Source organism: Flavobacterium sp. UBA7680, assembly GCF_002482975.1.
Lineage (GTDB): Bacteria > Bacteroidota > Bacteroidia > Flavobacteriales > Flavobacteriaceae > Flavobacterium.
Genome location: NZ_DLHA01000040.1, coordinates 1 through 22587, shown reverse-complemented (window position 1 = coordinate 22587; position 22587 = coordinate 1). Strand labels below are relative to the sequence as shown.

General features: G+C 32.8%; 31 protein-coding genes. All 31 read left to right on the top strand.

The annotated features are described in order from the left end of the window. The coding region (locus tag B3C18_RS17980) for a helix-turn-helix domain-containing protein (RefSeq protein ID WP_291149727.1) at positions 1–151 on the top strand (151 nt) is incomplete at its 5' end. Positions 152–161: 10 nt separating this feature from the next. Further along, a complete protein-coding gene (locus B3C18_RS17975; protein WP_291149724.1) occupies positions 162–959 on the top strand; it encodes a transcriptional regulator in 798 nt (265 codons plus the stop codon). Positions 960–970: 11 nt separating this feature from the next. Beyond that, the gene (locus tag B3C18_RS17970) at positions 971–1582 is read left to right on the top strand and encodes an AAA family ATPase (RefSeq protein WP_291149722.1); all 612 of its coding nucleotides are present in this window, start codon (positions 971–973) and stop codon (positions 1580–1582) included. A gap of 13 nt (positions 1583–1595) precedes the next feature. Beyond that, entirely contained in the window at positions 1596–1937 is a 342-nt protein-coding gene (locus B3C18_RS17965) for a hypothetical protein (protein WP_291149719.1), read from the top strand. A 230-nt stretch (positions 1938–2167) separates the two neighbouring features. After that, positions 2168–2416, top strand: coding sequence for a hypothetical protein (locus tag B3C18_RS17960; protein WP_291149716.1), 249 nt, complete (start codon positions 2168–2170; stop codon positions 2414–2416). A gap of 122 nt (positions 2417–2538) precedes the next feature. After that, positions 2539–3237 (top strand): transglutaminase-like domain-containing protein, encoded by a 699-nt coding sequence (locus B3C18_RS17955; RefSeq protein ID WP_291149713.1) that lies wholly within the window; start codon positions 2539–2541, stop codon positions 3235–3237. A gap of 11 nt (positions 3238–3248) precedes the next feature. Further along, positions 3249–3485: a hypothetical protein gene (locus tag B3C18_RS17950; protein ID WP_291149710.1), complete on the top strand. Its 237-nt coding sequence runs from the start codon at positions 3249–3251 to the stop codon at positions 3483–3485. Between the two features lie 70 nt (positions 3486–3555). Next, positions 3556–4206, top strand: coding sequence for a hypothetical protein (locus B3C18_RS17945; RefSeq protein ID WP_291149707.1), 651 nt, complete (start codon positions 3556–3558; stop codon positions 4204–4206). An 11-nt stretch (positions 4207–4217) separates the two neighbouring features. Next, the gene (locus tag B3C18_RS17940) at positions 4218–4877 is read left to right on the top strand and encodes a hypothetical protein (RefSeq protein ID WP_291149704.1); all 660 of its coding nucleotides are present in this window, start codon (positions 4218–4220) and stop codon (positions 4875–4877) included. 58 nt (positions 4878–4935) lie between these two features. After that, positions 4936–5481 carry a hypothetical protein gene (locus B3C18_RS17935; RefSeq protein WP_291149701.1) on the top strand — a complete coding sequence of 182 codons (546 nt, stop codon included), beginning with the start codon at positions 4936–4938 and terminating at the stop codon, positions 5479–5481. A gap of 54 nt (positions 5482–5535) precedes the next feature. Beyond that, the gene (locus B3C18_RS17930; protein ID WP_291149698.1) at positions 5536–5910 is read left to right on the top strand and encodes a hypothetical protein; all 375 of its coding nucleotides are present in this window, start codon (positions 5536–5538) and stop codon (positions 5908–5910) included. A 1-nt stretch (position 5911) separates the two neighbouring features. Next, positions 5912–6211: a hypothetical protein gene (locus B3C18_RS17925; protein ID WP_291149696.1), complete on the top strand. Its 300-nt coding sequence runs from the start codon at positions 5912–5914 to the stop codon at positions 6209–6211. 1 nt (position 6212) lies between these two features. Then, on the top strand, positions 6213–7022 hold the full coding sequence (locus B3C18_RS17920) for a hypothetical protein (RefSeq protein WP_291149694.1): 810 nt from the start codon (positions 6213–6215) through the stop codon (positions 7020–7022). After that, complete coding sequence (locus tag B3C18_RS17915) at positions 7019–7213, top strand: hypothetical protein (RefSeq protein ID WP_291149692.1); 195 nt, start codon at positions 7019–7021, stop codon at positions 7211–7213. Before B3C18_RS17920 ends, B3C18_RS17915 begins: the two co-directional genes overlap by 4 nt. A gap of 179 nt (positions 7214–7392) precedes the next feature. Beyond that, positions 7393–7920 (top strand): hypothetical protein, encoded by a 528-nt coding sequence (locus tag B3C18_RS17910; protein ID WP_291149690.1) that lies wholly within the window; start codon positions 7393–7395, stop codon positions 7918–7920. 2 nt (positions 7921–7922) lie between these two features. Then, positions 7923–8345 (top strand): hypothetical protein, encoded by a 423-nt coding sequence (locus B3C18_RS17905; protein WP_291149686.1) that lies wholly within the window; start codon positions 7923–7925, stop codon positions 8343–8345. A gap of 2 nt (positions 8346–8347) precedes the next feature. Beyond that, a complete protein-coding gene (locus B3C18_RS17900; protein WP_291149683.1) occupies positions 8348–9058 on the top strand; it encodes a peptidoglycan-binding domain-containing protein in 711 nt (236 codons plus the stop codon). Further along, positions 9058–9201, top strand: a complete 144-nt coding sequence (locus tag B3C18_RS17895; RefSeq protein WP_291149680.1) for a hypothetical protein — start codon at positions 9058–9060, stop codon at positions 9199–9201. Before B3C18_RS17900 ends, B3C18_RS17895 begins: the two co-directional genes overlap by 1 nt. Further along, a complete protein-coding gene (locus tag B3C18_RS17890) occupies positions 9201–9914 on the top strand; it encodes a glycoside hydrolase family 19 protein (RefSeq protein WP_291149677.1) in 714 nt (237 codons plus the stop codon). The genes B3C18_RS17895 and B3C18_RS17890 overlap by 1 nt, the downstream gene beginning before the upstream one ends. Before the next feature lie 10 nt (positions 9915–9924). After that, positions 9925–10224 (top strand): hypothetical protein, encoded by a 300-nt coding sequence (locus tag B3C18_RS17885; RefSeq protein ID WP_291149674.1) that lies wholly within the window; start codon positions 9925–9927, stop codon positions 10222–10224. Between the two features lie 111 nt (positions 10225–10335). Beyond that, positions 10336–10878, top strand: coding sequence for a hypothetical protein (locus tag B3C18_RS17880; protein WP_291149672.1), 543 nt, complete (start codon positions 10336–10338; stop codon positions 10876–10878). Then, on the top strand, positions 10869–11339 hold the full coding sequence (locus B3C18_RS17875) for a hypothetical protein (RefSeq protein WP_291149669.1): 471 nt from the start codon (positions 10869–10871) through the stop codon (positions 11337–11339). The genes B3C18_RS17880 and B3C18_RS17875 overlap by 10 nt, the downstream gene beginning before the upstream one ends. A 1-nt stretch (position 11340) precedes the next feature. Beyond that, positions 11341–13479 carry an ArdC family protein gene (locus tag B3C18_RS17870; RefSeq protein WP_291149666.1) on the top strand — a complete coding sequence of 713 codons (2139 nt, stop codon included), beginning with the start codon at positions 11341–11343 and terminating at the stop codon, positions 13477–13479. Between the two features lie 15 nt (positions 13480–13494). Then, positions 13495–13659 carry a hypothetical protein gene (locus B3C18_RS17865; RefSeq protein ID WP_163409605.1) on the top strand — a complete coding sequence of 55 codons (165 nt, stop codon included), beginning with the start codon at positions 13495–13497 and terminating at the stop codon, positions 13657–13659. A gap of 201 nt (positions 13660–13860) precedes the next feature. After that, on the top strand, positions 13861–14682 hold the full coding sequence (locus tag B3C18_RS17860; protein WP_291149657.1) for a type IV toxin-antitoxin system AbiEi family antitoxin domain-containing protein: 822 nt from the start codon (positions 13861–13863) through the stop codon (positions 14680–14682). Next, positions 14679–15482: a nucleotidyl transferase AbiEii/AbiGii toxin family protein gene (locus B3C18_RS17855; RefSeq protein ID WP_291149655.1), complete on the top strand. Its 804-nt coding sequence runs from the start codon at positions 14679–14681 to the stop codon at positions 15480–15482. Before B3C18_RS17860 ends, B3C18_RS17855 begins: the two co-directional genes overlap by 4 nt. A gap of 12 nt (positions 15483–15494) precedes the next feature. Then, entirely contained in the window at positions 15495–16907 is a 1413-nt protein-coding gene (locus B3C18_RS17850; protein ID WP_291149653.1) for an N-6 DNA methylase, read from the top strand. A 1-nt stretch (position 16908) separates the two neighbouring features. After that, a complete protein-coding gene (locus tag B3C18_RS17845) occupies positions 16909–18513 on the top strand; it encodes a restriction endonuclease subunit S (RefSeq protein ID WP_291149650.1) in 1605 nt (534 codons plus the stop codon). Then, positions 18510–20108, top strand: coding sequence for an AAA family ATPase (locus tag B3C18_RS17840; protein ID WP_291149647.1), 1599 nt, complete (start codon positions 18510–18512; stop codon positions 20106–20108). The genes B3C18_RS17845 and B3C18_RS17840 overlap by 4 nt, the downstream gene beginning before the upstream one ends. Beyond that, entirely contained in the window at positions 20105–20911 is an 807-nt protein-coding gene (locus tag B3C18_RS17835) for a hypothetical protein (RefSeq protein WP_291149644.1), read from the top strand. The genes B3C18_RS17840 and B3C18_RS17835 overlap by 4 nt, the downstream gene beginning before the upstream one ends. 545 nt (positions 20912–21456) lie before the next feature. Then, on the top strand, positions 21457–22587 hold a 1131-nt coding region (locus tag B3C18_RS17830), incomplete at its 3' end, for a site-specific integrase (RefSeq protein ID WP_291149641.1).

Below are 22587 nucleotides of genomic sequence, written 5' to 3'. Positions count from 1 at the left end.
CAATGAAGTCCGTAAACTGTTAAATATTTCCTCAGGAACTTTGCAAAATTTCCGTATCAATGGAACATTAACCTACACTAAGGTTGGTGGAATTATGTATTATAACCATTCAGATATTGATAAAGTATTGAACGGTAATAAGGTGAAATAATCTGTATGATATGAATTACATCAAACACTTGACAGGTTTTTTTATTCGGATTGCTAATGAAGAAACCATCTATCCAACCCACATCAGTTTGTATTTGGCGTTGTTTCAGAGTTGGAATGTCAATCGGTTCAAAAATCCAATTGCAATTTCCCGTGATGAAATGATGAAAGCCAGTAGAATTGCTTCTAAAGCTACTTATCATAAGTGTATTAAAGAATTGCAATTGCTTGGTTTTATAGACTATTTACCGTCTTACAATCCTTATTCAGGTTCGGAAGTCATAATACACAATCTTACCGATAGTTATTCATTTAAAAAAGGAAATACCAGTTCAACAATTGTGGAGACAAAACCAATGAATGAACAAGTCAATAGTGAGGCTACTGAACATGTTAATGAACCCAATATATATAATAATATACAAACCTTAAAAAACAATAAAAACATATCTATAGATACCAATTTTCAAATTTTAAATGAAGAGAAATCTTTAGAAGCTTCGGAGAAAGAAAAAAAAAGTTCCGCCAAAAAAAAAGAAAGTCCAAGTTTAGAAATTGTAAAGAATTATTTCAAGCTACGGGAATATACAGAATTTGAAGCGGAACGATTTTATAACTATTACACGAGTAACGGTTGGCTAATTGGAGGTAAAACCAAAATGATTGATTGGCATGCAGCAGCCCGAAATTGGATGCTAAATACTGCCAAATTTACAATCAATCTGCCACAATCCAATCCAATTAAAGAACAATCAAGAGCCAATAATTTGCACATCATAGAAGACAAGAATTATGCAGAACCATTATAAAATAGTCAACTATGAATTCACAATATAACTACCCAGAAATTCTAGCTTGGTTGGAGCAGAGAGGTAAAAAGGATTATGGAGAAAAATTCCATTTCGGAGAACAAGACATTACTAACATTACTAAGCTTGTAGCCTATTTTCTGAATGATGGGATAACTTCTGAGCAATTTGGTATTGACTTGACCAAAGGAATATTATTATCGGGTCCAGTAGGTTGTGGCAAGACAACGCTAATGACATTGATGAAATATGTGACCAAACCAAACAACAAATTTTATTTAAAGACCTGCCGGGATATAAGTTTTGAGTTCATAAAGGAAGGCTATGAAATAATTCATCGATACAGCCGTGGTAGCTATTCGCAAACGGAATATAAAAACTACTGCTTCGATGATTTAGGTGTAGAACAAAACTTAAAATATTTCGGAAATGAGTGTAATGTTATGGCAGAAATTATCCTTTCAAGATATGATCTATTTGTGTCAAAGAAAATCCAAACACACATCACAAGTAATCTATCAGCCTCCGAGATAGAAGTAGCTTATGGCAATAGGGTTCGGTCAAGATTAAGAGGAATGCTGAATCTCATCGCATTCGATAAAAATACTCGAGACAAACGCTAATTAAAATACCAATATGAAAATAACCTTAAAGAAAATCAAGATAGCAGACATTGAAATTATACAGTCTGAACTGCTGAAATTTATCAGAAATAAAGTAGATAATATTCACAATTGCAAAGATTATGAAAAGTATTGCAATGACATTATTGTTATTGATGTACTACAAAGCATGTTTTTTATATTCAGGTCAAAGATTGAAAGTAAAAAAGAGACGTCAAATATTATTCTTACCCCAACACAATCAGTGATTCTGCTCTATTGTTGTCAGTGGGAAAGAGAAGAAAGAACACAAGAACAGAGAATTGTAATGCAAATTATCTCTGATATTATTCACGAAAGACTTGTCAATATTTAAAATTTTACAAAATGAAACTTAAAAACCGATTTAAAATAATTTATTGCAACTTATTCGCTATAGTATTATGCTTTATAATTATTATAACTGCGCCATTGCAATTTTTAGATTTTCTCTTTAAAGGCAAAAACAGGATTCTCAAATATTTAGAAGATAAAGTTTTTAAGGTGCTGTTTCACATCAATGATTTAAGAAAAGATATTTAACTGAATTGAGTAACTCTAAACGCAATGAATAAAAAAGATAAAAAACTGATGCCAAAAGCCGTAACCAAATCGGAACTGGTTACTATGTATCTGAAAAATAAAATGAGTGAAACCACTATAAAAAAAGCAGTAAACACAATCATTGAAGCTAAAGTAAAGGATAATGAAAAATGTGAGTATTCCATTGGAATGCATACTGTTCCGCCTGATATTTTAGAGGAATTTATTGCTATTTATGGTTTACCTGTAAGCTATTATTTAGATGACGATTGATTGCCAATTGCTTCCAAAATCAATTGCAATTAAATGTAATTAGTTGAAATCACTATCAACCTCCATCAATTAAAAAGATGGAGGTTTTTTATTTAAAATATTTGTCAAAGAAAGTTAGATAAATGACGAAAGATGAAATCAATATAATACTAAAGCGTAGGATTAAAAACGGTGATGAATTCAATCACCTAATTGAAAAGCCTAAAAACCAAAAAGTAAAACTTAAAAAAGGAGATACGTTTTACTCGGTTGCAATGATGAAAATATGGGTAGAGACTTTTTACAAACAGGTTGCTAAATTATCACAAATACTAAAAGGGAAAACAATTCAAGAAACCTGTGATAAGATTCATTATTTCTTGTACTACGACATCCAGTATCAAGCTGATGGCGTTACACAGAATTTAAGAAGTCCTGCCAATAGCTGGTTTAACCGTAGAGAGGGAATTGACTGTAAAAGCTACTCGATTTTCGCCAGTTCGATTTTAATGAATTTAGGGATTAAGCACTACATCAGGCAAATTAAACAGCCTAAGTTCAATCCAAGACAATACACACATGTATATGTGGTTGTACCTACCGACCAAGAGAGCGGGAAGTTAGATAAAGGACATTACATAATTGATGGGACAATACAGAGTAACAAAGAGCCAAATTATACCAGTAAAAAAGATGTTTTTATGAATCAGAAATTGCCACATATCGGGCTTAACTGTCCCACACCGAGAAAGGGTTTGAAAGGGACATTAGGCAGAACAAAGAAGAAAACTACTATTACTAAAAAAAGCAGTAGAAACAGTAGAAACAGGTTTCCATTTTAAAAAACAGCAGTATGATAATATTAGAAGAACAAACAGGATTGAATGCGGGATTAAATCGAGGCTTTTTCAAGAAACTGAATTTCAGAAATGTTGCAAAAATGGCATTTGCACCACATCTATTGATTCCCAAAAATAAAAGAGGAATGCTCATCAAAGGAGCATTAGCCCCACACACTTTGATTAAGAGAAATCAAAGAAACCGATTAATCAAAGGAATATTCACTCCTCACACACTTTTAAAAAGATAGAGATATGTTGATATTGGAAGAACACACAGGTTTAAATGCAGGTCTTAACAGAGGACTTAAAATTGGTAAAATGCTTAAGAAGAACATCCGATTAAAGAATGTATCGATTAAGAATGCAGTAAAAGTTGGTAAAAAATTAGTTCCAATTGCTTCTATGGCTATGAGCATTATTCCAGGAGGAGGTATTGTAAGTAAAGTACTTGACAGCAAAGTAGGTAAAATACTTACCAAGGTTAAAAGCAGTAAAGCCCTAAAATTCGCCACAAAAATAGGCAAGAGTAAAGTAGGCAAATTTGCGATAAATAATCTTGTCAAACCAACGATTAAAAATGCCTTTGCAGGTAATCAGCTACAGCCTGTTTACAACGAACCACAACAAATTGAAGCTTCCGAGCCAGTTGAAGAAATGCCAAATGTAACTCCAACACCTGCACAATTAGAAACAATTGCAGAAGTAAAAGGAGTTCCGGCGGAATCCTTAACTACCAGCACAACTGAGACTGGTGAGGCAGTTCCAAATAATGCACAGCTTGAAACTATTTCTAAAGTCAAAGATATTCCAGTGCAAAATTTGAAAGAAGAGGCACAAGTACAAAAAGAAACGGCACAACTTGAAAGCGGAACGATATCCACTGACAAGACTAATTACACGATTCCGATTGTTATCGGTGTAGGTGCTGTAGGAGCCATCCTTTTAGTAACAAGTTCAAAAGGTAATTAATAAATATAGAAATGAAACAAGAATTAATAACAATCAGTTCTGCCGTTGTTGTAGGTGCTCTCTCAAGAGGTCTTACAGGCACTATGACCGAGACATCATCCAACACGGTAAAAAGTGTTGTTAATGGAGCGGTTGCCGTTGGTGCCGGATTTTTGGCGGTAAAAGTAAATGGAAGCGATACTAAAAGCTCGCTTTTAAGAGGTTCAGCAATTGGGGTTTCAATTGCTCACGGTCTGGAATTAGTAAAGAATATTTTTTCGTCTGAAAAAATAGCTTCCAAGTTAAACCCTGAAACAACAATCGGAAGATTTATGCAAAAAACAGCGGGTCTTTCAGGTGCAGTTAACGGTTTAAGTGGCTACATCGATGCTTACGGTAATTATCACGAAGATGGTTTAGGCGGTTACATAGATATCAATGGTAACTATGTAGAGAATGGTTTAAATGCTTATGACGGTGGTGATGGGTTGGGCGGATACGAAGAAGACGGTTTAAACGGATATTTTGATGATGCAGGAAACTATCATGAAGATGGTTTAGGAGGTTACATCGATGTAAATGGAAACTATGTTGAAGATGGTTTAAGTGGTTATGAAGACGACGGTTTAGGAGCTTATGAAGATGAAGGCTTAGGTGCTTACATCGACGAAAATGGGAATTATATTCTGTAACCCAAAAGAAAAGTAAAATTTAATTCATAAAGAAAAAATGGAAAATAGAAATCCACAATTGCAAAGAGCAATTAAAGTTTTAGGAGCGAGACAACGTCAAACGAATCAAGTTGTAAGACCACAAGCCACAAAATTAGTAGATAAGACCTATTACCTGAATGTAAAGGTTGACGGGATGAGTGGTATTAATGAACTTGTTGATGCTAATACTAAAAAAGTTGTTGGAATTACCAATTTTGATGGTAACCTACTTAACTCAGGAAGAGATGTTGTAATTGACGCTATCCGAGTGCAGTTCACTACAAAAGGGGTAAAAATTGAAAGTGCTGACTGGCAAAGTAGAGACACACTTCCAGCGGAATTACAAAATGCAGATTTAAGGCTGATTCAAACTAATGACATGCTTATTGATTTGCCACTTACTGACGTTCAAAACTTCAAAAATGAAGATTACCGCCCTATTGCAACCACACCCCTTTTAAGAGCTAAAGAGGAGTTCAAATTAGAATTGGAATTTCCAAAAGGTGTTACAGTTCCTATTTCAAAAGAAGGTGCAGGAATGTTTCTAAGATTAGAGTTTAGAGTAACTGAGGCTAAAAAATAAGAGAACAAATAAAGCCGAAGTCATAACGGCTACGGCTTTTAAATCTTAAAAAGTATGCGACAAATTCAACATGTAGTAAAGGCAATTATTAAACCAGGTGAAAGTAACACTTCAGAGAATTTTAAACTTCCAATAGGTTTTACCACAGGTGTAGCAGTGTACACTAATGGAGTTGAAAAAAGTATCAGTGCAATGACATCCATTGAAATGAAAGACGATAACAGTATTGCTATCATTCCTTCGGTTCATATTGATAATTGGAGACAATCAAACGGTGGCGAATATGAAAAGAGTTTTAAACCTCTAAATTTTGATACAGGGAACAAAGATTATTCACTCATTTTCGCTTTGGACGAACCATTAAAAAGTAATGTTCCATTAAAATTTCATGTAGTGTTTTTATATAACAATAACATTAATAAAGTATAGCATGTTTGTAGAATCTGCTTTTATAACAAGAGAGTTTAGGGAAGAACAAATTCCCGTTTTAGAGGGAGTTACCTGCCTTTCGGTTGTAAACACAGGAACTACAATTGTAATTATCAACGGTGTTACTATTTACCCAACTCAGAAGCAAATATTAATTCCACCCGATGGCACTTTTTCAAAGGTAAAGTTAGAGGTCAATTATGTGACAAGTGAGTCAACTTTCGATCCAATATTGGTAAAGAGAATCATTACTGTGGAAGAACGAAACAGGATTTTACTGATCTACAAAAAACTAATTTAAAATGGAGCAATTAGATGATTTGATGGATAAACTGGCAAGCGATAAATTTTGCGCTCTAACGGTTTACGACAGGACTACTTCAAAGCCAATTTTTCGCAATATTTCCCATGAGCAGATAAAAAACGAATATGGTACAAGTGAAGAATTCTTTGAAAAACTCTATTGTGATGGGTTTACTAAACTCACCATTCAGGAAAAGCGTAAAAATGGAGTAAATGCTTTCAAAATTGAAGGCGACCCTTTTGATGTAACTTTTGGCGAGATTCAATCTAAATCGAGAGATGCCGAAGAAGAGCCAATACCAGCTTTAAAAAAGAAGAAGAAAAAGAAAAAAAGTGCTGGATTGATGGGTTTGGGTATTGCTGACATCTTCGACTTGAAATTACAAGCTCGTGATCGTGATGAACTGGCTAAAAAATTGGAAGAATCTGAAAAATACAATCGGGAACTTAAAGCTAAAAACGAAGAACTCACAGAGGAAAAATTACAAAGAAAATATACCAAAGAGAGTAACGATAGTTTGAACAACATGCTTTTAGGAGTAGTCAAACAAGCTCCAATTATTTTAAAGGGATTAGGGTTTAATGTTCCGGTAGAAAATGGTGGTTTAGCAATGGCATCCCCTGAAGATTTGGAAGATGAAAATTATTCCGATGCCAAAAAAGCTTTCTTGGATATTACCAGAACACTTGACGATGACACCATAACATTGTTATCAGTTATTTATCAGAAAATCAATGAAAAAACCGAAAACAATATTTTTTCACAAGAACTATTCGGGTTATTACAAAAACATCAAATGTTAGTATGAGTACAATAAGTATTAAAACAAAGGAGACTAATCCTTTCAAATTGCAAAAGAAAACTAAGCTAGTGCAAGAATTATCGGATTTGGATAATGAGGTTTTAGAAAAATTGGTTGAGTTGAAAAAATCCAAAAAAGCAATTGCAATGGTTACCGATGCTCAAAGCTGGCAAACAATCAAAGAGTTCATAATGTAGAAAGTTAGAGTAGCCCGTTTTGTATGCTCCATTTACAGACGGGCGAAACAATGATAAAACACAGGTGTAGGCATTGCTCCAAGTTAAGAGAGTAAAGATGAAACAAGAAAAGTAAAATGAACCAACACTGGGACAACTCTTTAGAATGCTAAAATGAAATTCTATGAGTAAAAATGAAATTGGGAGCAATACTACAGCCAAGAAAGAGCATGAAAAGACAAGGTTTACATAATCCCGCATTAATTACAGCTGTAGCTTCATCTCCACAAGGACAAAAAGCGATTGCAACAACCCTCGAAAATACAAGTGCAGGAGTAAATGCTACTGTCTCGATAGTAAAAGGGGTCTTGAAAATGGGACTTTTTTTGGGTGTGGGTTACTTTGCTTATAAGAGGATTTTTAACGGCTTTTCACCGCTGAAAGAGAACAGAAGAGACAGACCAAGTAATATCTCAACAGGGATGGCAAAAAACAAAGCTGAAGCGATTTATAGTGCGATGTATGGTGTCGGAAACGGTTTTAAATCAGTAAAACAAAACTTAATGGGAATTAACCCGAACGGATTTGTGAGAATTCATAATGCTTTCGGACTGAGAAAAGGAATCAATCCCTTATCTAAAAAGATGACATTGATTGAATGGTTTGGAGACCAGTTCAGCCAAAATGAACTAATGGAATTACGTTTTTTAATTCCTAATTTTTTTTAATCATGAACACTTCAAAATTACTGCCTATCACGATTAGTGTAGCGGGATTGGGAATATTGCTTTTTGCCATAGCTCAAACAAATAAAGATAAAAACGGAAATGCTTATTTGAATCAAGGAACGCTAGAAAATAGCTTCAATGCTAAAGAGATAGCCACCGTGCTTTACGATGCTATGAAAGAAGCCAATTTTACAAATACCGATAAACGAAAAACCATTTTTACAACGCTCACAGGAGTAAGTCAAGCACAGTTTTCATGGGTTATTAAAGCCTTTGGAAGCAGATATTATAACACTCTTACGGGTAACACCTATTTCGCCTTATGGCAAAGTCCTGTAAAGCATCCTTTGAAGGTTTGGCTTAAAGAAGAATTAAGTGACAGCGATTATAAATTATTGAAATCAAATTATCCAAAATACTTATAAGAATGACCACAGAAGATAAAATATGGATTGGTGGCGGTATCGCTCTTGCTATTGGTGGTGGCATTTATTATTTCGTTCAAAAAAATAAGAATGATAATGAAATCAGTCAAGAAATTGTAGCGGATTTAGGCAATGAAACTTTACCTGTTGCGACACCAAAGCCTATACGAACTCCAACATTGGCAACCGCTCCAATTGTTCCTGTAAAAACGATTTCAGAACCTCCTGTCAGAAGTGCTGATGCATTTAGATACAGCATTGGTCAGGAAGTTATGGCTTCAGGCTTTAATGGAACAAAAACCTACGATGCTCGAAAAATGGCAGACGGAAATTACACCAGTGAGGGAATTAGAAAAGCCACTTTTAAAAAAGGCGATAAAATCGGAAAGATTATTTGGGTTGGCAAAAGACCTGATGGAACATATCGCTATGTAGCTCAAAGGGATGGTACTTTTTTAAATGACATCTACTGGATTGCTGACCATAGTGTCATAAAACCTGTTGGAAAGATTTTCCCAACTATTCAAGCGGTAACTGAGACATCAGGAATTGACAAAACTATGCTTCTTAAAAAAGGCAGCAAAGGCATGGAAGTAAGAACACTACAAACTTTATTAAAAGTTAAGGTTGACGGTGATTTTGGAAGAAATACAGAGAATGCTCTTTTCACTCAAAAAGGAATAAAACAAATCAGACTTAAAGACTGGAGATAATGAATACAAGTACAGGAGTATGGATTGGTTTAGGCGTATTGGGCGCAATCATTATCGCATCAATGAGTGATGAATCTAAACCTAAAATAGAATCCAAATCAAACGAAAAACCCAATGTCGAACCCAAAAAAGTACAATTGTAATGGAATTTTTATTATCAAATAGTACGCCTTTTTTGAAGGCTTTTAAAAAGTATGCGATTAATACTCCAAAGCGTGTTGCGCATTTTTTAGCTCAGCTTCACGAGGAAACGGGCGGATTTATAAAGCTATCAGAGAATTTGAATTACACACCTGCTGGACTTATTGAAACTTTTGGAACGAATCAGATTTCGGTTGCTCAAGCTAACCTTTACGGAAGAACAGCTAAACGCAAAGCCAATCAGGAAGCCATCGCCAATATTGTATATGGTGGAAAATGGGGAAAAGTAAATTTAGGTAATACACAAGTTGGTGACGGTTGGCGTTTTAGAGGACGTGGATTAATTCAATTAACAGGTAGAGTAAACTATCAAGCCTATAAAGATTATTCAGGTGTAGACGTAATTACCAATCCTGATTTGGCTTCACTTCCTGACATTGCAATTGATATTGCAGGTTGGTTTTGGAGTGTAAGATTCAAACTTAATCCAATTGCAGACACCAATAATATCACATCAATTACTAAGAAAATCAATGGTGGTCTTACCAATTTTTCTGAGCGGGTCAAACAGCTTAATTATTATACAGGCATTGACACACTTGGTATATTAAAAAAAAAAGCGAGTCCGAGACCGGTCAAATCGAAGAGTAAACCTGCTTATAGCTTCTACAACCCTTTTACTAGGATGCTCGATTTTGGTTCTAAAACTAAATAAAGGATAAAATATGTTGCCGATAGAAACCATACTAAACTATTTCTTGGGTTCAACGACCCTGATTTCAATTTACATTGCTTGGAGGTCAAGGAATTCTGAATTAAAAAAAAATGAAGCTTCAGCTCTTGAAGCCATCGATTCGATTTACACCAAAATGTCAATTGTAACAGACAAGAAGTTTGAAGAAATGCAGCGGATTATTGATGGAAATACTATTGAAATTAAAAACCTTAAAGAACAATTGCAAGAATATCAAAAAAGATGCTCTGGCTGTTTGAATAACAAGGGAAATGAAAAGAAAAACCTTTGACAAAATTATTGGAGTCCTCAGTATCTATTACGAAATCGATTTGATTCAGGTAGTAGAGGTTTCGGAACTACTATTTTTTGTTATAAAAATCTACTTTAAAAAATCAAAACCATGAAAAAGTTAATCCACTATATCGTCTTGTTTATCATTTCCTGCATGGTTTTTACAAGTTGTTCTTCAGCTAAAAAAATAAAGCAAGAAAACACGTTACTTAAAGATGAAATTCAGAAAAGAGACAGTATCAAAAGTACTGTTATTAATAAGGCAATTGAAGACAAACTAATTACTCCAATTACTCAAAGCCAAACAGGGAATGTAGTTTTTGATAGTTTGGTTAATACCAAAGTAGATGAAATTTTATCCAAGTTGAATACTTCTAAAAATTCAGGGGATAACAACTATAAACTCATTTATGACAAATTTAAAAAGCAGTTGGAGTTTTATGCTAAAATCGCACAAACAAAAAACGAAAATACAGCGGTTAAAAACGAAAAAGTAAAAACGATTATCCAGGTTAAAAAGATTCCTGTTGTGGTTAAAAAGGCACTCTCAAAATTGGAAAAGTTTTTAATGGGATTGGGAATTTTGGGAATTGTCTATATAGTTTTTAAAGTGTTTGGGTTTATTAGAAAAAAAACAAGCGTATGGGCATAAGAGCAAAACATATCGTAATCACAGGAGCTTTATTAGGTATTGGCGCATTATGGTATACAAGTAAACTGAATAAGTGGAAAGAAACAATGAAAAAACTAAAAGCATTACCAACTGGAATTAGAAACTTCGATATTAATTTCAAACGAATGCGCTTTAATTTGGATGTTACAATCTACAACCCTACAGGTGATAATTTCAGTCCTGATGGAGTTGTTGCAACTGTTAAGAGAATTATTCTCAAAGATAAAACAGCCAAGCGAATTGCTACAATCACAGTGAATAAATCCTTTTTATCCATTCCTGCTAAAGGGAAACATGTATTAAAGGATCTGATTGTAGAAATTCCAATACTGGAGAATATTTCAAATTGGCAAAATCTCTCACAGATAAGAAGCGTAAATGACATTCAGACCGAAACGATTTTGGGTGTTTTAGGTAAAGAATATTCAATAATAAAGTAGTATGGATTTAATATCATCATTCAATAATCTTAACGGTAAAACTGTAAAACGCTCCGTTTTGAAATCCCTTTTAACAAGAGCTAAGAAACAAAAGCATTCTATTATTACAAACCGTATTAGTAAAGTTTTACAGCAAAATAATGATGTTCTTTTTTCGATTGAGTTAATGGATTTTATTGGACCTATTGGACTTAGTGGAGCAGAGCAAAGAATCATTCTTCCAACATTGGAATATATTTCGGAAGAAGATTCAGAAGGTGGACTAAATGGCGTTTCCCCTGATGATATCTACAGTTATATCACAGACTTGATTATAAATACCATTGATAAAGTCGGGCATTTGCCTTGGCAAAAAGATTGGGTCGGTTCAGGTTCTGATGGTGCAGCTAAAAATTATGTTAGCAAGAAAGAATATACTGGTGCAAACTTCCTACTTAATTTTGACATAAAGTTTGATAAAGAAGGTAAAGGCTATTTAGTACCTATTAAATTCATCCAGCCGTATTACTTAACATTCAATCAGATTAAGGAAACAGGTGCAAGTCTAAAGAAAGATAGCAAAGCAAGACGTGTGATTTATTATACAATGATTTTCAGTTTTGATAACGGTGTTTTGCAATTCAAAACTACGGACAGGGAAAAGTTCACAGAGTTTGTAAAATCTAATGGTTTGACTAAAGAAGATTTAAGAGAACATCTTACCAAGATTCCCGTAATTAAATATTACAATGTCTTCAGAGCGGATGATTGCTCAGGATTGAAATTTCCTGAAGCAACAGACAATAAAAATGTAAATCCAATTGAGCAAGCTCAAAATCTTATAGATGGTTATAAAGACCCACCTGCTTACATTTTTGTTGGAGATAGAGCCTATTATCAGCCTTCCTCCGATAAACTTAATATGCCAAATATTAAGGCTTTTAAAAAAGAAGCTTCGTATTACTGCACTTTTTTTCATGAACTGACACACTCTACAGGAGCTAAAAAGCGACTAAATAGAGATATGACTGGAACTTTTGGTAGTAAACCTTATGCCTTTGAGGAATTGATTGCGGAACTCGGAGCCGTTTTCATGTGTTCGGAATCTGGAATATTATTTCAGACCAAAGAAAATTCGGCTAAGTATCTTAAAAATTGGAATACTGTTTTGGTTAGTGAATTGGAAAACGACAACCGATTTTTCTTAAAAGCTTCAGCGCAATCTCAAAAAGCAATTAATTACATATTAGGTAGAAATACTGAAAGTGAAGAAATAGAAATAGTGAAAGAAGAGGTTAAAAAAGTAACGTCAAAAAGACCAGGAAAGAAAAAGGTAAAAACGAAAGTTATTAAAACAAAAAAAGTCGGGCTTTCAGCTTCAATTGAAATAAGTAAAAATACTGAATTAAACAGGAAAAGAACTTTGCCAGCTGTTGTAAAGAAGATAGTAAAACCGATTGCTTCTAATCAGAATAAAAGTCTTTATGAATTGGAAAAGTTGGGTTTTATTTCAGCTAATTCAGCCCCACAGGAGGCTAAAGATATATTTGTTCTAGGTGGAGAAATTGGTAAGTTTTTACAAAAACAACAGCCTCATAAAGCTCTAATCCTTATAAAGGGTAACAAGCACAGTTCTAAATCACAGTTGGCCATGCAAATTGCAAATGCCTTCGGAGAACAACAAACGCCAGTTGCTTATATCGATTATGAGCAAGGAGGAATTGAGAGCAAGGACACCGTAGATAGCATCAACAGAAATACTACTGAAGCAGGTAGAAAATACATAGCTATAAAAGGTTATTTGGAAAACCCTTTTGAGGAATTGCAAGGGTTCTGTAAAGTGGTTAAAGTCATTATTGCGGATTCGGTTACAGATTTGAAAATCACAGCTGACCAGTTAAATTATTTGCGTACCAAATACCCGAAAATTATTTGGTGTTTCATTTCTCAAGTAAAAGAGAATGGAGCTATGTACGGCGGTAATAAAATGGCACATAACCCAACTTCAGTTATTCATTGTTCCTCGCATCAAGATCCAAAACAGCGATTTGCTACACTGGAGAAAAATCGAGGGAACGATCTTACTTTAAAATACTCGATGTATTATAAAAAAGTAGTTGGTGAACACAAAAAAAAGAAATTATCATTTAAAGTCAAATAACTAAAATCAGAAATCATGGTAGCAAAAAAAGTAAAATCAAAAGGTAAAAAAAGAATCTCAGCTAAAAAGCTTTGTAGTGGTGTAATTCAGCGTGAAGGCGTTAAAAAAGATGGAACTCTTAAAAAGGGTTATCGCTATGTTAAGGGAGGTAAAGTTGTGAAAGCTAAAGCAAAAAAATAGTTTTTGATTTGGGTTGATTGGGAAAGCCGTGTTGCAGAGATGTAACACGGCTTTTAATGTTTGTAAAATTATGTTTTATAGTAGAATAGTCAGGTTTATCCTGATATTTCAGCTATAAAATATAATTTTTTAAAACAAATTTGCATAATATATAATTATATTTTGTATCATTGTAGTCAGGATAAACCTGACTATTCTACTATGAAGCATAAATATATATCAACACAATCAAACGAGTTATTGTCATATTTCAATGATAAAGGGAAAGTGTGCTTTGATTCAAGAACAGCATTAAAAGCATTCCCAGATACCAAGGAGAGTACCGTTCGAGAGCTATTAAGTGACATGACTAAAAGAGGATTGTTGATGCGAATAAAAGATGGAGTATATTATATTATTCCTTATGAAGAAAATTCAGAAACCTTTATGCCTGATTGGCACTTAATTGTAAAGTATTTAGTAAAAGATGTTAAACATTATATTGGGTACTATTCAGCCTTACAAATCTACAATCTAATAACGCAGCCTTCTTTAAAAGAGCAAATTGTGGTTGCAAAACAAATTAGACCTTCTGAGATTAAAATCAAAGACATTACATTTCAATTCATCTATCATAATGAACATCATTTTTTTGGAGAAAAAAAAGCATGGATTGATAATTTCAATAAAGTAACCTGTTCTGATATTGAAAAAACAATAATAGATTGTCTTTTCAAACCAGATTATGCAGGTGGAATTGTTGAGGTAGCAAGGGCAATATACAATACAAAAGAGAGATTAGACTATAATAGACTCTTTGATTATGCCGTAAAATTTGATTCACAAGCAGTCATAAAAAGATTAGGATATATTTTGGAATTTTTTGAAATAGAAACAGAAATAATTCAAGAATTACAAAAAATGAAAACACCTTCATATGTGGTATTAGATACCGAATTACCTAAAACAGGGAAAAGAAACAGCCGTTGGAGTATTCAGCAAAATATTGATACAGAAACAATTAAATCCGCCATGTTCACATGATTAAACCAGGAGAAATACAAAAAAAAGCAAATTTAGTAGGTGTTCGTGATCAGCAAATCGAAAAGGATTATATTCTGTCTTGGATTCTTTGGGGTGTTTCAAATCATGAGCAACTTTCAAAAATACTTGTATTTAAAGGAGGGACAGTGTTGAAAAAAGTATATTTTGAAGACTATCGTTTCTCTGAAGATTTAGATTTTACATTATTAGATAGTGAAATAACAAACGAACAAATATTTGCTTGGTTCAAAGAAAGTTTTGATGAAATTAAAGAAGAAGCCAACATACCACTAGAGATAATCGATAACAATGAACATGAAGATGGAGGGATTAATTTTTATATAGGTTATGTAGGTCCACTTGGCGGATTTGGTAATAATAAACAAGTAAAAGTAGATATTTCAAGAAGTGAGAATTTAGAATTTGAACCGATAATAAAAGATGCAATAGTTGAATATTCAGATTTAGATGACCATAAATTACTTTGTTATCCATTGGAAGAATTATTGGTGGAAAAATTGCGATGCACTATGCAGAGAATGCAACCTAGAGATTATTATGATATATGGCATTTAGTTGAAAACGAAGGTATGGAAGTGGAATATTTCACAAGTGAATTCAAAAATAAATGTATTAGTAAAGGACTCAAACCGGAAGAATTTCATGAAAAGTTAGAGCAAAAAATTCCGCAATATAAAGCAAGGTGGCAGAAATCAATGAGCGACCAAATAAAAGACTTACCTGCTTTCGAACAAGTTGAAAGAGAAGTAAGTAGAAAGATTAAAAATTGGATGAAATAATATAAAATACTAATGAATATAACGACAATAATTAAATCCATACGCGATATTATGCGTAAAGATACTGGTGTTGATGGCGATGCACAGCGTATATCACAAATGGTATGGATGCTTTTTATGAAAATTTTTGCCGATAAAGAAGAGCACTGGAAAACATCTATTCCTGCTTACAAAAGTCCAATACCAGAAAAATTGAGGTGGAAAAATTGGGCAACCAATGAAAACGAATTGACTGGTGATGTATTGATTGAATTCATTAATTTAGAGTTGTTCCCAACTTTAAAAAAAATAGATCTATCTACAAGTGACCAAGCTAAAATTGTAAAATCGGTGTTTGAGGACACTTATAATTACATGAAAAATGGACAATTATTTAGACAAGTTGTAAATGAAATTAATAAAATAGACTTTAATACTTCAAATGAACGTCATATTTTTAATGACATTTATGAAAGTATTTTAAAAGAACTTCAAAGTGCTGGTTCATCAGGGGAATATTATACTCCACGGGCTATTACACAGTTTATGGTCGAAATGATAAAGCCTTCCTCAAACGATAAAATTTTAGATCCTGCATGTGGTACAGGTGGTTTTTTAACATGTAGTATTGATTTTATCCGTGAAAATGAAAAGAAAACTGACAATAGCTTGTTGCAAAAAAATATAATTGGTATTGAAAAAAAGCCACTACCGCATTTATTATGTACAACAAATATGATGCTTCATGGATTTGATATCCCTTCAATTAATAGAGATAATTTATTAAGCAAACCATATGATTCTTGGCATTCTGAAAATTTGGTTGACATAGTTCTTTCTAATCCTCCATTTGGGGGTAGTGAGGAAAATGGTACTGAAAGTAATTTTCCATCGGAATTTCGAACAAAGGAAACTGCTGACTTATTTGTAACGTTAATTATTAAATTGCTAAAAGATAAAGGAAAAGCAGCAGTGGTATTACCCGATAGTTTCTTGTTTGGAGAGGGAGTAAGAACTAGAATTAAAGAAAAGTTATTATCCGAATGCAATTTACATACGATACTTCGCTTGCCTAATGGGGTTTTTAGCCCTTATACATCTATTAAAACTAATCTTCTTTTTTTCGAAAAAGGAATTTCAACAAAAGAAATATGGTATTTTGAGCACCCATATCCTAAAGGTCAAAAGAGTTATAGTAAATCACGCCCGATTAATATAAATGAATTTGAATTAGAAAAAAAATGGTGGAATAATCGAACCGAAACAGAGTATGCTTGGCCTGTTTCAATAAGTGACATCATAAAAAGAAATTATAATCTTGATATTTCAAGTCCGTATTATGGAGAAGAAGATGATTCAATGACAACTATTGAAATTTTCGAAAAGTTGGAGAAATCTATTGATTATACGAAAAGTTTAATTATTCAGTTAAAAGATGAATTTTGAAATGAAAAACTGGCGAAAAGTTAAACTAAGTGAAATTCTTACTGAATCAAAGATTGTGTCAGAGTCTCCTAACTCTGATCAACGGATTCGAGTTAAGTTAAATTTAGGCGGAATCGAAAAGCGTCCCTTAACAAATGATATTGAAGGTGCAACAAAATATTATATTAGAAAGTCTGGTCAATTTATTTTCGGGAAGCAAAATTTACATAAAGGAGCATTTGGGATTGTTCCTCCAGAGCTTGATGGTTTTGAATCTAGTTCTGATATTCCAGCATTTGACATTGATAGTAGATGTTATCCTGAATGGCTATACTACTTTTTTATAAATGATAAACTTTATTTTCGATTGTCTGCCTTAACAAAAGGTGTCGGTTCTAAAAGGATTAATTTAAAGGATCTGTTGAAATTGGAAATCCCATTGCCGGAAAAAAAACAGCAAAAAATAATTTTGAAAGAAATTGAATCATTCGAAATCAAGAGAGAAAAAATTATTAAAGAGATAGATTTTCAAGCGCATTTAGTTTCTCGATTGAAAAGGAATTATATAGAAGATGCATTGGAGGGAAGACTTACTGAAAAATGGCGTACAATAAACACAACTGAATCAGTTCAACAAATTATTCAAGAAGTCGAAAAGGAAAAAAATAATCTTATTGAACAAAAGAAACTAAGGAAGGAAAAACAATTAAATCAAATTACTACTGAAGAACATTTTTTTTCTATACCTCAATCTTGGATATGGTGTAGATTAGATGACGTGATGAGTGTAACGGGGGGTGTTACAAAAGGCAAGAAATACAAAGAAAATCTTATCTCAGTTCCCTATCTCCGTGTGGCTAATGTTCAGCGCAATTATTTAGATTTGTCAGAAGTAAAAGATATTATTATTTCAAAAACAGATTATGATAAATATCAATTATTAAAAGATGACTTATTAATGGCAGAAGGTGGAGATGCAGATAAAGTTGGTCGATGTGCAATGTGGAATAACGAAATTGAAGGCTGTATTCATCAAAATCATGTTTTTAGAATTAGAAGTTATAATGATCTTGTAAATAGTTCCTACATGTTGAACTTTCTTAATTCACCATTCGCTATGCGATACTATGAAGCATCATCAAAGCAAACCACAAATTTAGCATCAATAAATAAAACGACCGTCAGGTTGACACCAATTGCTTTACCTCCCTTGAGCGAACAGATTGAAATTAAAAATAAGATTACTTCTTTCACAAATAGCTTAAGCAAAATTGTAATAGAGATAGAAGACAATCGATTAACATCTGAAAATTTACTATTTAATCATTTAAATAAAGTATTCGGAAGCACTAGTTTCATATTCGATAATTTTAAAGATGTACCGACCATTGATTATCTTGATCGACTCAAATTGAAAAATACAAACATTATCAAAAATCTTAATACAACTATGGAATTAGAAGAAATTTTAAAAGACAATGGAAATTTACCAGCTGTGAAACTTTGGAAAATGTCTAAGTTTGAAAATGATATTGATGCATTTTATGATAATCTTAAGTTAAAGATTGAAGTTGAAAAAACTATTGTTGAAACAGAAGAAAAAGGAATTTTAGCTCTTATAAAATGAGAATTGAATCAGTCAAAATAAATGGATTTAAAAATTTATCTCAATTCACCATTGATTTAGATAAAGAAGCTATACATACAGTCCTAATCGGACAAAATGCAGCAGGTAAATCAAACTTTTTAGAAGCTTTGGTTATAATTTTTAAAAATCTTGATCTTGGAGAAAAGAAACTAATATTACCAGATTTTGATTTTGATATAGTGTACCGATGTAAAGCTGGTACAGTACAAATCCTCGGTTTTTCAGGTAAAGATGAATTAAATCATGGGTCGGAGCCAACTACAAAGGCGGGTTATGATTTTTTCGTCAACGATATTAAAATGTCTAGGGCAGCTTTCTATAGAAATAAAAACGAACACCTACCACGTTATGTTTTTTCATATTATTCAGGTGTAAGTAATCGTTTGGTTGAGCATTTTGACACTCATCAAAAGCATTTTCGTGATGAACTTCTTAAAGGAAATGAAAAACCGCTCAGACCATTATTTTATGCTCGTCTAATACATAGTCACTTTGTATTATTAGCATTTTTTGGATTCGGAGAACAGAATATAGATGATTTTTTAAAGGAGTATCTTGAGATTACAGGATTGGAATCTATATTGTTTGTTCTTAAAAAACCAAGTTGGCCAGGAGATAAAAAAAATGGCGATCCAAAATTTTGGTTTGCGAAAGGTGTTGTTAAAGATTTTTTAAATGAATTATGGGATCATTCTATGGCTCCTATACCTTATGAAGATACTATAAGGCTCGATTTTGATAAAAACCCCAAGCAGGAACAACTATATCTATATATCTCAAATCAGCAAAAGCTTGAAGAGATTGCACAAAAATATCTTACCAATACAAACTTCTTTAAAATGCTTGAAAGTACATACCTCTCCGATTTGATACAAGAGGTTCGTGTAAAAGTGAAAAAAGAAAATTTAAAAGGGAATGTAACTTTTAAAGAATTAAGCGAAGGAGAGCAACAACTGTTGACAGTATTAGGGTTAATTAGATTTACTAAAGAAGAAGATTCTTTATTTCTTTTGGATGAACCAGATACACACTTAAATCCATTATGGAAATGGAAATATATGTCATTGTTAGAAAAAATTGTTGGAGAGAATGATAATAGCCAAATCATTATGACTACGCATGATCCACTTGTTATTGGTGGTTTAACAAAAAAAGAAATTAGAATATTTCACACTTCTAAAGAAGATAAAAGGATATATGCTAATGAACCCGAATTTGACCCTCGTGGATTAGGAGTCGCTGGAATTTTAACAAGTGATTTTTTTGGTTTGCCAACGACTTTAGACAATGAAACATTAGAGGTAATAAATCAGCGTAATGCATTGATTGTTAAACAAGATACAGCAGAAGGACTAAATGATCAAGAAAAAATCACTTTAAATGAAACTTTTCAAATTTTAGGTGAACTTGGAATTAATACCACTGATAGGGATCCACTGTATGAAAAATTTTTAATTGAAATGAGTAAAACTGACAACTTTAAAATTGAAAAGATGACTTCTGAAGAAATTGAAGAGCAGAATAAAGTTGCAAAACAAATCATGGATAAATTACTTAAACGTGATAGCGAATGATTTTTGTTGACTATTTAAATAATCCACCGTCGGATGAGTGGATTGCAAGAGCTGATATAGTTACAACAGAACTGCTAACTGCCTTAACTGCTGTAGATCGTGCCACGATAATAGCTAGAAATTCCGGTTTATGGGGAGAATTAAAAAATCAGCTTTCATTATTAAGAAATAGGAAATGTTGGTACACAGAATCAATCAATGACGGTGCACATTGTCATGTAGATCATTTTCGTCCAAAAACAAATGCTCTTGATGAATCGGGTATTGATCAAGGAGGATATTGGTGGCTTGCATTCAACTGGCAAAATTACAGATACTCCGGTCCTTTATCAAATGTGCGTAAACGAGATTATTTCCCTGTGCTATTAAATAAAGTCAATGCATATGGAGGTAACACAAACCTAGAACAAATACTATTATTAGATCCATTAGTAATTGCAGATACTTGGAAAATTTCATTTGATGGTATCGAGGGCAAAATACTACCAAAGTCATTAGATAAAGATTCATTAGATTATAAGCGTGCTGAATATTCCATTGAGCGATATAACCTAAACGATGAAGGATTAAAAGAAGGTAGGAGACAGAAATATGGAAAAGCAAAAAATTTAATCAATGAATCTGCAAACCTTTTAAAACTTCAAACAATAACATACGATGTGGCTAGGGAAAATGAAATAATTAACATCTGGACTCAATTAAGGGAGTTGGCTAATCCTAATTCTGAATATTCTGCAACAGTTAAATATTGTTTAAAGAGTAGTGGTCACGATTGGGCTTTGGATATAGCTATTGCTGCCTAAATTAGTTATTGATATTATAAATTGTTTTTGTTTAACGAAGTAATTAGATCTGTTATCATCATTATTTATTGAATTTTAATTATTGTATCATGTTTAATAACTTGTTCAATCATTGAACATATTAATTTTAAGTTTTTTTTGAGTGTATTTTTATTTTATTATATTTGCAATGGATAGATTCGAAAATTTGCAAGTCAAAAAAGAGGAGCAAAAGCGAGACCCTAGGATTATAAAAATTATTAAAACTAATAATATCAACGGATTAGAAATGGAATTCAATTCCCTCTTTCTCCGCTGAAAGCATGTTTCAAAAGAAACATAAAATTTCAAAACCCTTTAAACATCAGTGTTTAAAGGGTTTTTCAATTTTGGTCGATAGGTCAAAAAGCATATAAAAGGTCATAGTACAGTGCACCTATAGGTGCACCTATGATTTTTAAAAAAAATAGGTGCACTAAATGGAAAGAATTCGCTCCGAATTCGCTTCTAAATCACTTTGAATTAAGCGTTTTGAGTCAATTTTGTTTAATTTAAAGAAATGTGTTATGCTAAAAATTTTCTTTTACATCAGAGCCGAAAAAGTTAAGTCAAACGGCGAAGCTCCAATTTATGCCAAAGTTACCCTGGGTAATCAAAACATCACTATTAGTACCGGAAAGTATATTTCCTCGGAAAGATGGTTGTTTACAAACAAACTGCGAAACGTACTGAAACTAGAACAAGAAAAAGTGCTCAAAAAGAGCCTCGATTTACTTGTTTTGAACCTTAACAAAAAGTTCAATGAAATTTATGAAATCTATCCTGACATTGATTTGTCAATATTGAAGGAAGAAATATCAGGGAAAGTAAAATATCGAAAATCAATAATGATTTTAGACATTTTTGAAAAGCACAATGCTGACTTCGCCAGAAAGGTTGACAACAATGAGAGAGCGCCTGCATCCCTGCAAAAGTACAAACGTTCATTAGATTTGATGAAAAACTTCATAAAGAAAACATATAAAAAAGAAAATATTGAGGTAACAGAGATTGATAGTGCTTTTAATTATAATCTTGAATCTTATTTAAAATACGAAAGTGAGTTTAAAGGAGTTGTTGGAATAAAAAACAATTCAGTTGTGAAATACTTCACCAATTTTAAAACCATGTGTAACTTCGGTATAAAGCTGAATTTAATTGATAAAAATCCTTTCAATAAGTATGATGGAAAACTAAAGGTAAGAGATGCTACTTTTTTGACAACTGCAGAGTTAAATCTTATTGAATCTAAAATATTTAGCACAGAACGATTAGAGAAAGTAAAAAACATATTTTTATTTAGCTGTTACACTGGCTATGCACCAATTGACGCTTGCAATTTAACGGTGTCTAATCTGATCCAAGATAATAATGGGTCGTACTGGATAAAAACTGATAGGGTTAAAACGGGTATTAGGGCCAATGTACCTGTTTTACCTCCTGCTCAAAAAATCATTAATAAATACAAGGATTCCGAATTAGGACTAATTCCAAAGCTCTCGAATCAAAAAATGAATGCCTACTTGAAGGAAATAGGCGATTTGTGTGGTATTGAAAAGAACTTGACTTGGTATGTAGCTAGACATACTTTCGCAACAACTGTTACATTGGGAAATGGTATTAAAATTGAAAATGTTTCTGCAATGATGGGACATACA

Bases quoted from the DNA above. Each gene is read 5' to 3' on its own strand.
- B3C18_RS17955 (WP_291149713.1), top strand. From the start codon at position 2,539: ATGACGAAAGATGAAATCAATATAATACTAAAGCGTAGGATTAAAAAC.
- B3C18_RS17905 (WP_291149686.1), top strand. From the start codon at position 7,923: ATGAACACTTCAAAATTACTGCCTATCACGATTAGTGTAGCGGGATTG.
- B3C18_RS17975 (WP_291149724.1), top strand. From the start codon at position 162: ATGAATTACATCAAACACTTGACAGGTTTTTTTATTCGGATTGCTAAT.
- B3C18_RS17940 (WP_291149704.1), top strand. From the start codon at position 4,218: ATGAAACAAGAATTAATAACAATCAGTTCTGCCGTTGTTGTAGGTGCT.
- B3C18_RS17925 (WP_291149696.1), top strand. From the start codon at position 5,912: ATGTTTGTAGAATCTGCTTTTATAACAAGAGAGTTTAGGGAAGAACAA.
- B3C18_RS17835 (WP_291149644.1), top strand. From the start codon at position 20,105: ATGATTTTTGTTGACTATTTAAATAATCCACCGTCGGATGAGTGGATT.
- B3C18_RS17920 (WP_291149694.1), top strand. From the start codon at position 6,213: ATGGAGCAATTAGATGATTTGATGGATAAACTGGCAAGCGATAAATTT.
- B3C18_RS17895 (WP_291149680.1), top strand. From the start codon at position 9,058: ATGAATACAAGTACAGGAGTATGGATTGGTTTAGGCGTATTGGGCGCA.
- B3C18_RS17885 (WP_291149674.1), top strand. From the start codon at position 9,925: ATGTTGCCGATAGAAACCATACTAAACTATTTCTTGGGTTCAACGACC.
- B3C18_RS17950 (WP_291149710.1), top strand. From the start codon at position 3,249: ATGATAATATTAGAAGAACAAACAGGATTGAATGCGGGATTAAATCGA.
- B3C18_RS17850 (WP_291149653.1), top strand. From the start codon at position 15,495: ATGAATATAACGACAATAATTAAATCCATACGCGATATTATGCGTAAA.
- B3C18_RS17915 (WP_291149692.1), top strand. From the start codon at position 7,019: ATGAGTACAATAAGTATTAAAACAAAGGAGACTAATCCTTTCAAATTG.
- B3C18_RS17960 (WP_291149716.1), top strand. From the start codon at position 2,168: ATGAATAAAAAAGATAAAAAACTGATGCCAAAAGCCGTAACCAAATCG.
- B3C18_RS17900 (WP_291149683.1), top strand. From the start codon at position 8,348: ATGACCACAGAAGATAAAATATGGATTGGTGGCGGTATCGCTCTTGCT.
- B3C18_RS17875 (WP_291149669.1), top strand. From the start codon at position 10,869: ATGGGCATAAGAGCAAAACATATCGTAATCACAGGAGCTTTATTAGGT.
- B3C18_RS17845 (WP_291149650.1), top strand. From the start codon at position 16,909: ATGAAAAACTGGCGAAAAGTTAAACTAAGTGAAATTCTTACTGAATCA.
- B3C18_RS17965 (WP_291149719.1), top strand. From the start codon at position 1,596: ATGAAAATAACCTTAAAGAAAATCAAGATAGCAGACATTGAAATTATA.
- B3C18_RS17890 (WP_291149677.1), top strand. From the start codon at position 9,201: ATGGAATTTTTATTATCAAATAGTACGCCTTTTTTGAAGGCTTTTAAA.
- B3C18_RS17865 (WP_163409605.1), top strand. From the start codon at position 13,495: ATGGTAGCAAAAAAAGTAAAATCAAAAGGTAAAAAAAGAATCTCAGCT.
- B3C18_RS17870 (WP_291149666.1), top strand. From the start codon at position 11,341: ATGGATTTAATATCATCATTCAATAATCTTAACGGTAAAACTGTAAAA.
- B3C18_RS17840 (WP_291149647.1), top strand. From the start codon at position 18,510: ATGAGAATTGAATCAGTCAAAATAAATGGATTTAAAAATTTATCTCAA.
- B3C18_RS17880 (WP_291149672.1), top strand. From the start codon at position 10,336: ATGAAAAAGTTAATCCACTATATCGTCTTGTTTATCATTTCCTGCATG.
- B3C18_RS17930 (WP_291149698.1), top strand. From the start codon at position 5,536: ATGCGACAAATTCAACATGTAGTAAAGGCAATTATTAAACCAGGTGAA.
- B3C18_RS17970 (WP_291149722.1), top strand. From the start codon at position 971: ATGAATTCACAATATAACTACCCAGAAATTCTAGCTTGGTTGGAGCAG.
- B3C18_RS17945 (WP_291149707.1), top strand. From the start codon at position 3,556: ATGCTTAAGAAGAACATCCGATTAAAGAATGTATCGATTAAGAATGCA.
- B3C18_RS17860 (WP_291149657.1), top strand. From the start codon at position 13,861: ATGAAGCATAAATATATATCAACACAATCAAACGAGTTATTGTCATAT.
- B3C18_RS17855 (WP_291149655.1), top strand. From the start codon at position 14,679: ATGATTAAACCAGGAGAAATACAAAAAAAAGCAAATTTAGTAGGTGTT.